Annotated in this window: 10 protein-coding genes; 3 read left to right on the top strand and 7 right to left on the bottom strand. The window is 69.6% G+C overall.

All coding sequences use genetic code 11. The features are described 5' to 3' along the window. Positions 1-110: 110 nt before the first annotated feature. From ACJ73U_RS25750 to ACJ73U_RS25740, 3 genes are all read right to left on the bottom strand, one after another. Positions 111-794 (bottom strand): EthD domain-containing protein, encoded by a 684-nt coding sequence (locus ACJ73U_RS25750; protein ID WP_407780281.1) that lies wholly within the window; start codon positions 792-794, stop codon positions 111-113. 40 nt (positions 795-834) lie between these two features. Then, a complete protein-coding gene (locus ACJ73U_RS25745) occupies positions 835-972 on the bottom strand; it encodes a hypothetical protein (protein WP_407780280.1) in 138 nt (45 codons plus the stop codon). 85 nt (positions 973-1,057) lie between these two features. Beyond that, on the bottom strand, positions 1,058-1,783 hold the full coding sequence (locus ACJ73U_RS25740) for an SDR family NAD(P)-dependent oxidoreductase (RefSeq protein ID WP_407780279.1): 726 nt from the start codon (positions 1,781-1,783) through the stop codon (positions 1,058-1,060). Positions 1,784-1,902: 119 nt separating this feature from the next. On the opposite strand from ACJ73U_RS25740, the gene ACJ73U_RS25735 reads away from it, so the two are divergent. Next, positions 1,903-2,499, top strand: a complete 597-nt coding sequence (locus tag ACJ73U_RS25735) for a TetR/AcrR family transcriptional regulator (RefSeq protein WP_407780278.1) — start codon at positions 1,903-1,905, stop codon at positions 2,497-2,499. A 9-nt stretch (positions 2,500-2,508) separates the two neighbouring features. Here ACJ73U_RS25735 and ACJ73U_RS25730 read toward each other — a convergent pair whose 3' ends face one another. The 3 genes from ACJ73U_RS25730 to ACJ73U_RS25720 all read right to left on the bottom strand — a co-directional run bounded on the left by ACJ73U_RS25730 (position 2,509) and on the right by ACJ73U_RS25720 (position 4,825). Beyond that, positions 2,509-2,769 (bottom strand): Tn3 family transposase, encoded by a 261-nt coding sequence (locus ACJ73U_RS25730; protein ID WP_407780277.1) that lies wholly within the window; start codon positions 2,767-2,769, stop codon positions 2,509-2,511. 360 nt (positions 2,770-3,129) lie between these two features. Continuing rightward, a complete protein-coding gene (locus ACJ73U_RS25725; protein ID WP_407780276.1) occupies positions 3,130-4,227 on the bottom strand; it encodes a winged helix DNA-binding domain-containing protein in 1,098 nt (365 codons plus the stop codon). Between the two features lie 7 nt (positions 4,228-4,234). Continuing rightward, positions 4,235-4,825: a TetR/AcrR family transcriptional regulator gene (locus ACJ73U_RS25720; protein ID WP_407780275.1), complete on the bottom strand. Its 591-nt coding sequence runs from the start codon at positions 4,823-4,825 to the stop codon at positions 4,235-4,237. Between the two features lie 83 nt (positions 4,826-4,908). On the opposite strand from ACJ73U_RS25720, the gene ACJ73U_RS25715 reads away from it, so the two are divergent. Together ACJ73U_RS25715 and ACJ73U_RS25710 are read left to right on the top strand one after the other, a co-directional pair. Further along, positions 4,909-5,364: a GNAT family N-acetyltransferase gene (locus ACJ73U_RS25715; RefSeq protein WP_407780274.1), complete on the top strand. Its 456-nt coding sequence runs from the start codon at positions 4,909-4,911 to the stop codon at positions 5,362-5,364. A gap of 22 nt (positions 5,365-5,386) precedes the next feature. Next, entirely contained in the window at positions 5,387-6,538 is a 1,152-nt protein-coding gene (locus ACJ73U_RS25710) for a pyridoxal phosphate-dependent aminotransferase (protein ID WP_407780273.1), read from the top strand. Here ACJ73U_RS25710 and ACJ73U_RS25705 read toward each other — a convergent pair. Further along, on the bottom strand, positions 6,535-6,876 hold a 342-nt coding region (locus tag ACJ73U_RS25705), incomplete at its 5' end, for a VOC family protein (RefSeq protein WP_407780272.1). The two genes, ACJ73U_RS25710 and ACJ73U_RS25705, sit on opposite strands and share 4 nt — an antisense overlap.

Genomic DNA, 6,876 nt, shown 5'->3' with positions numbered 1-6,876 from the left:
CCGTTCCAGGGCGGATCTTCGACGAGGTGGCCGGTCGGAGAACATCCGCACACCGGCTGCTCCGCCGCCACCGCCGGTGCCGTCGGTCAGTCCGGCGGTGGCGAGCAGGCTCAGCGCAGGAACCGTTCCGAGACCGCCAGCATGGTGACGGCGTGACCGGCCCGGGCGAGGAGCTCGTCGAAGGCGGCCGGATCGGCGTCCACGCCGTCCTGGAACGCCGTCAGGGTGGGCCACCACAGCTGGCGGGCGCCGAGGAACGGTGCGCTGTCGCTGTGCACCTCCGCGCTCGGCCGGTTCACCGCGTGGCGCAGCGCGCCGATCCGCAGGCCGAGCTCGGCGTCGTCCGCGCCGGCCCAGCCGGGATTGCCGTCGAGGTGCACGAACTGCAGGAGATGGATGCTGGTCGGCCGCTCCAGCACGTCCCACTGCCGATCGGCCGCGGCGCCGGCGCCGATGGCGGGCCGCGAGACGATCACCTCCTCCTCGGTGATGAAGAAGACGACCCTCGGCAGGTCCTGGAACAACGGCTCGTCGGGGCGGATGTTGTCGACGAACAAGGGCTCGTCGACCAGTGCGGCGGCGTCCTTCGCGGAGTCGAACGAGGGCATGGCGACGCCGTCGAACTCGTCCTGGCCCGGGCCGAGGCGGTCGGTGTCGAACTGGTGCGCCTGGACGTAGGTGAGCATGCCCGGGATCTGGCGGCCCAGGGTGCCGTGCGGGTGGCGCCAGTGGTCGTGGAAGCGCTGGCGGTCGATGTCGGGGAGGCGGGGGATGAGGGAGAAGAAGCGGATCACGGAGAGCTCCTGACTTGGTTGACTTGGTCACGGGTGGTGATCACGGGGCGATGGGCGCGATGATCGCGAGCGGGCGGGATCTGCTGTCGTTCTGCTGCGGGCTGGTGGCCGAGGTGTCGGGCTGTGCGGTGAGCAGCACCTGGGCCGCGCACGTGGAGCCCGCCGACCCCGAACGCACCGTCGGTACCGTCGCCGCGTTCCCCGAGCTGCGCATATGCCTGTCGACCACCGGGGAGACCCCACCCCACGCCGAACATGACCGGCTACCGGGCGGCGCTCAGATCGAACTGGGCCGGCGGCCCGGCCAGACGAGCCTTCGCCTCGACAGCGGACTCATCGAGGATCTCGATCTCCCCGGCGGCGATCCCGTCCAGAGCTCGACGGACGAGATCCGCCGGATCGTTGAGCCGCCGCTCGGGCAACACGATCCCGGACCCGCGCGCGTAGTCGCGCAGCGTCTCGGTGTCGATGAGCCCCGGAACCAGCGCGCAAACCAGCGTGTTCTGCCCGGCCAGCTCGACACGAACCCCGTTGGTCAGCCCCCACTGCGCGGACTTCGCCGCCGCGTAGGAGGTATTGCCATCGACGGTCATCCACGCCACCGCCGACAACACGTTGAGAATCGCGCCACCGCCGTTGCGCGCTAGGACCGGGGCGAACGCACGGATCATGGCCAGCGTGCCGTAGTAGCTGGAATCCATCACCGCTCGGATCGAGTCGAGATCTCCACCGATGAAGTTCCCGCCACCGGTGAACGCAGCATTGTTGATCAGCAGGTCGACATCGGGGGCAGCCTCCGCCGCCGCAGCGACCGATTCCTGGTCGGTGATGTCCACCCGCAGCACCTCGGCACCGGGCACGTCGACGAGCTCGGGGCGGCGGGCGGTCGCGTACACCTTCGCGCCCCGCTTGAGCAGCTCCACCGCGAAATGGTGGCCCAGGCCCCTGTTCGTCCCAGTGACCAGGGCTGTCGCGCCGTTCAGGTTCATCAGGTGTCCTCCTCCTTCGGGATGACCGGCCGAACACCCTCAACTTGATCGACCGGTCATGTTAGTCGCCGAGCCTAAGCCGAAGATGACCGGTCGATCAAGTTGCTAGAGTGTGATCCATGACCTCCTCGGCTCGCCCGCTCCGCGCTGACGCAGCCCGCAATCGTGAGCTCCTCCTCGCCGCGGCCGAGGAAGAGTTCGCCGCGCGCGGCATCGACGCCTCGATCGCAGATATCGCAGACCGGGCGGGCGTGGCGAAGGCGACGGTGTTCAGCCACTTCACCTCGAAGGAGGAGCTGATCGCCGCGATCGTCGGTGGCCACTTCGCGGCGCTCACCGCTGTGGCCCGACGGTTGCTCGCGACAGCCGACCCGGAGGCCGCACTGTCGGAGTTCCTGACTGTCGCCGCCGACGGGATCAAGCAGCAGGACCTCACCTTCCTGCGAGCCGACGACGACTCCCGAGTGACCGAACTGCGCAACGACCTGCACGTGGCCGTCAGCGCACTCGTCGACCGGGCCCGTGCGGCGGGGGCCATCCGAGCCGACATCACCGGCACCGACGTCTTCCTGCTGATCTGCGCACCCGTTCACGTTGCCGGCTGCCACCCCAACGCGCACCCGGACCTGTGGCGTCGCTACCAGGCCATCATCTTCGACGGATTGCGCCCCTCCGGAGCTAACCCACTGCCACAACCCCCACCAAGCTGGCCGTGATCGAGAAGTTCAGAACAGGGTGTCGCCCGCGCGCAGCGGCCGGTACCCGGTCGGGCCGAGCTGGGCGAGTTCGGCGTCGATGTCGACCTCGATGGCGCCGAAGAAGTTCACGTTCTCGCTGTGGGCCGGGGAGATGTGCGCGAGCACCTCGTCGTCGACATGGCGGCCGCCGCGGCGCAGCGACTCGACGGCGAGCCCGAAGTACTCCGTCGTCCACGCGATGACGGCGTTCGTGGTCAGGGTGAGACACCACGCCTGCTCGATTCCCAAGGTCAGAACCCTATCGAGCCGTATTCGCCCGATCCTCGGCGGATGCTACGGAGACCCTGGCCAGCGGCAGCAGTTCATGGCCCCGCTGGCCCGCTCGTAGCCATTAGCTGGAAGGGCCATCGTCTGTCGGCGCATTCGCGCTGTGTCCCGTTGGCGCGACAAACACAACCTCGCACGCCACTCCCCCACAGTACTACATTGATATTGTATCAATCATATAGATGTCCAATATTATGCGCGGTTGCTCGAGGCTTCCGAGAGAAGGTGCGGTAGACCCAAAAGCGCACAGAGCGGACCGACTGGCTTCGTGTCTGCCTGGCTGGGCTTGTGTTGGCCGGCTCGGCAGTGGGGGCGGTACGTTCAGGTCTCGATCCGGACGTCTTTGGTCTCGGCGGTGGCGGCGAGGAAGTCGAGGAGGCGGGTGCCTTCGGCGGTGAGGACGGTCAGGTCCTTGTCGGTGGTTCGAGCCCATGGGGTGATGATCAGTAGGGCTGACGTGCGTTGTCGGGTGACGCGCCACGAGCCGTGGACGAAGCCGTCGACGAGGAAGGTGCCGGGGAGGACGCCGTTCTTGACGGCGAAGAGGCGTTTGCGGTGTTCCTCGGTCATGATTCTGGTGCGGTCGGCGTGGGAGAGCAGGATGTTGTCGAACTCGGGGAGGAAGCGGACCGGTGCCGGGGTGTCCTCGTCGGGGCGGGGTGCGTCGGGCAGGTCGTAGAGTTCGCGGCCGTCGGGGGTGCGGGTGGTGGGCAGGTCGAGTGTCTCGGTTATCTCGCGGAGGCGGGTGAGGCCGGACCAGGTCTGCATGTCGGCGACGGAGGCGGGGCCGTACGCGGCGAGGTAGCGGGTGATCATGCGTCGTGGGTCGGGTGCGGGGTCGAGTTCGCGGCCCAGCCAGTGTTGGGCGGTCTGGTAGGCGGTGTGGCCGGCGCGGCCCCACACGGCGCGGGGCGGTACCTGGACGAGTGGCAGCAGGCCGCGGGCGGCGTGGGTGAGTGCGGCGGGGGAGCGGTCGGGCCAGTGTTGGGCGAGTGCGGCGCCGAGTTCTTTGGGGGTGTGGGGTCGTTCGGCGAGTGCGTGGCGGGCGGTGTCGGCGATCGTCGTGGGGTCGAGGTCGGTGAGGTGGCGGGCGTGTTGGGTGTTGGTGCGGAGGTCGCGGTCGAGCAGTGGCTGGATGAGTGGGCGTAGGTAGCAGGCGTCGGCGGCGGTGACGAGGTGGACGGTGCCGCGCATGAGGGCGATGCGGACGACGTGGCGGTTGAGGAGGGCGTCGGCGAGTTCGTCCGGTTGGAAGTCCCGCAGTCGGGTCCAGAGGCCGGTGTAGGGCGGGAACGGGGCTTGGGCCTGCATGCCGACCAGGTGCTCGATCGTGTCGAGGGCGGTCTGTTCGGTTCTGGCGAGGAGGTGTTGGCGGGCGAGGGTGGCGCGGTTGGTCGCCCGGAGGGTGGTGGTGTTCATGTGGGGTTCAGGTGCTGGTGAACAGGTCGTCGAGGTGGGTGTCGAAGGCGTGTTCGGCGTCGGTGGCGGTGTGGTTGCCGATGAGGACGTGGGCGGTGAGGCCGTCGAGGACGGCGAGGAGGGTGCGGGCCTCGCGGGCGGGGTCGAGGTCGAGGTCGACGGTGCCGCGGTGTTGGCCGCGGCGGAGTTGGTCGACGATGAGGTCCATGAGGTCGGCGTGGGTCTTGCGGAGCCGGGCGGCCATGGCGGGGGCGACGGCGGCGTGGGCGAGGTAGGCGAGGGTGACGTGTGCTTGGCGGGTGCGTTGTTCGTCGAGGGGGAGCATTTCGACGAGTGCGTCGTGGACGACGTCGCGGGGTTCGGCGTCGGGGTCGGGGTGGTTGACGCGTTGCGCGGTGCGTTCGGTGAGGAGGTCGTAGGCGAAGGTGAGCAGTTCGTCCTTGGTGGGGAAGTAGTGCTGGACCTGGCCGAGTGACATGCCGGCGTCGGTGGCGACGTGGCGCATGGTGACGGCTTCGATGCCGCCGCGCGCGGTCAGCCGCCATGCCGATTCGGCGATGGCGGTGCGGCGGGAGTGGTGGTCGACCTTCCTGGGCATAGCGGTCTCGACGCTACCTCCTACCTCCGACGATGTCGTTGAACAGGTCGATGTAAGGGGCTGGGGCGCGATAGGGTCATGACATGTCTCGGGTGCGGCGAGCGGTGGCGGGTGATGTCGCCGAGTTGGTGCGGTTGCGGGCGTTGTTGTTCGAGGCGATCGAGGTGTCGGGGGAGAACGGGTGGCGGGAGAGCCTTGCGGGGGTGTTGGCGGAGCAGGTGGCCGCCGAGGGGACGCGGATCCTGGTGGTGGATGGCGACGCGGGTGGTGTGGCGGCGTGTGGTGTGGGGGCGGTCGAGCAGCGGTTGCCGGGGCCGCGGGCGCACAACGGCCGGGTGGGTCAGGTGTATGGGGTGGTGACTGATCCGGGGTACCGGCGGTGTGGGCACAGCCGGGCGATCTTGGAGTGTCTGTTGGGGTGGTTCCGGGAGCGCGGGGTGGCGCGGGTGGATCTGCACGCGTCGCGGGAGGGTGAACCGCTCTACCGCGCGTTGGGGTTCGTCGACCATCCTGAGCCGGGGATGTTCTGGTGGCCGTAGGGCAGGAGAGGCGGGTGGGCGGGTGAGTGTGTCGCGGTTGGCGCACCTCGGGGGCATCGGGGTGGATCGGGTGGGGGATGCCGCGGACGCGTCGGGTGATCCGGATCTGTTGCGGTTGGAGAACCTGGACACGGATCTGCGGCCGCCGGCGGTGGCGTTGGCGGCGACGCGGGCGGCGGTGGACGACGACTCGGCCAACAGTTATCTGCCGTTCCAGGGCCGGGCGTCGCTGCGGGAGGCGGCGGCGGCGCATGTCGGTCGTATGGCGCACCGTTCCTACGATCCGGGGGCGGAGTGCGTGTGTAGCGCGGGTGGGTGCAACGGGATCCTGAACGTGTTGTTGGCGACGGTGGAGCCGGGGCAGGAGGTGGTGGTCGGCGATCCGTTCTACCTGGGGATCCTCAATCGGATCCGGTTGGCGGGTGGGGTGCCGCGGTTTGTGGCGAGTCGGCCGGGGCCGGCGGGGTGGACGGTCGATCCGGGGGAGTTGGCCGGTGCGGTGGGGCCGAACACGGCGGCGGTGTTGTTGATGTCGCCGGCGATGCCGTCGGGTGCGTTGCTGGGGCCGGAGCACTGGGATGCGCTGGCCGGTACCGCGGTGCCGTGGGTGGTGTATGACGCGGCGATGGAGCGGATCCGGTTCGACGGTGCCGGGCCGGCGCATCCGGCGCGGCACCCGGGGTTGGCGGACCGGACGATCACGGTGGGGTCGGCGTCGAAGGAGCTGCGGATGATCGGGTGGCGGGTGGGTTGGGTGGTGGGTCCGGCGTCGGTCATGCGTGATGTGCACCTGGTGACGGTCGCGAACGTGGTGGGTCAGGTGGGCATCGCGCAGGAGGCGGTGGCGGCCGCGTTGTCCGCGCCGGACGCCGACGCGGATGTCGCGGCCGCGACCGGGACGTGGCGGGAACGGGCGGCGGTGGTGCTCGATCAGCTGGCCGGCTACCCGTGTGTCGCCCCTGGCGGCGGTTGGTCGCTGCTGGTGGACACGACGGCCATGGGGCTCGCGCCGGCCGAGGCCGCGTCGCGGTTGTTCGAGCGCGGTCGGGTCGCGGCCACCCCGATGGAGGGTTGGGGTGGCAGCGGCGGGCGGTATCTGCGGTTGGTGTTCTCCAACGAGCCGGTGGACCGGTTGGGGGATTTGCGGGAGCGGTTCGTGGCGGCGTTCGGTTAGTCGGCGGGCTGCCAGAGTTGGAAGCGGGTGCCCTGGTCGTCGGTGCATTCGGCCATCAGGCCGTAGGGTTCGCGGGTGATGGCGGCGGCGGTGCCGCCGGCGGTGCGGACGCGGTCGACGGCCGCGTGGAGGTTGTCGACGCGGTAGCACAGCTGCACCTGGGGTGGGGTGTTCTCGGGGGACCAGATGCCGAGGCGGGGTTGGATCTCGGCGCTGCTCCAGGCGTTCGGGACGCGGCCGGGGGTGAGCGGCACCTCGAGTACGGTTTCGTAGAAGTTCTTGGCCCGTGCCGCGTCGGCGGTGACCATGGTGATGTTGGCGATGTCGCCCTGGCGGTG

The organism is Actinophytocola sp. (assembly GCF_045807065.1).
In the GTDB taxonomy this organism is placed as follows: Bacteria; Actinomycetota; Actinomycetes; order Mycobacteriales; family Pseudonocardiaceae; genus Actinophytocola.
The sequence above is the reverse complement of the archived record's forward strand: the minus strand, read 5'-3'. Positions and strand labels throughout refer to the sequence as shown.

Excerpts from the sequence above, each read along its gene's own strand:
- ACJ73U_RS25740 (WP_407780279.1), bottom strand. The coding sequence starts at position 1,783 with ATGAACCTGAACGGCGCGACAGCCCTGGTCACTGGGACGAACAGGGGC.
- ACJ73U_RS25735 (WP_407780278.1), top strand. The coding sequence starts at position 1,903 with ATGACCTCCTCGGCTCGCCCGCTCCGCGCTGACGCAGCCCGCAATCGT.
- ACJ73U_RS25725 (WP_407780276.1), bottom strand. The coding sequence starts at position 4,227 with ATGAACACCACCACCCTCCGGGCGACCAACCGCGCCACCCTCGCCCGC.
- ACJ73U_RS25720 (WP_407780275.1), bottom strand. The coding sequence starts at position 4,825 with ATGCCCAGGAAGGTCGACCACCACTCCCGCCGCACCGCCATCGCCGAA.
- ACJ73U_RS25715 (WP_407780274.1), top strand. The coding sequence starts at position 4,909 with ATGTCTCGGGTGCGGCGAGCGGTGGCGGGTGATGTCGCCGAGTTGGTG.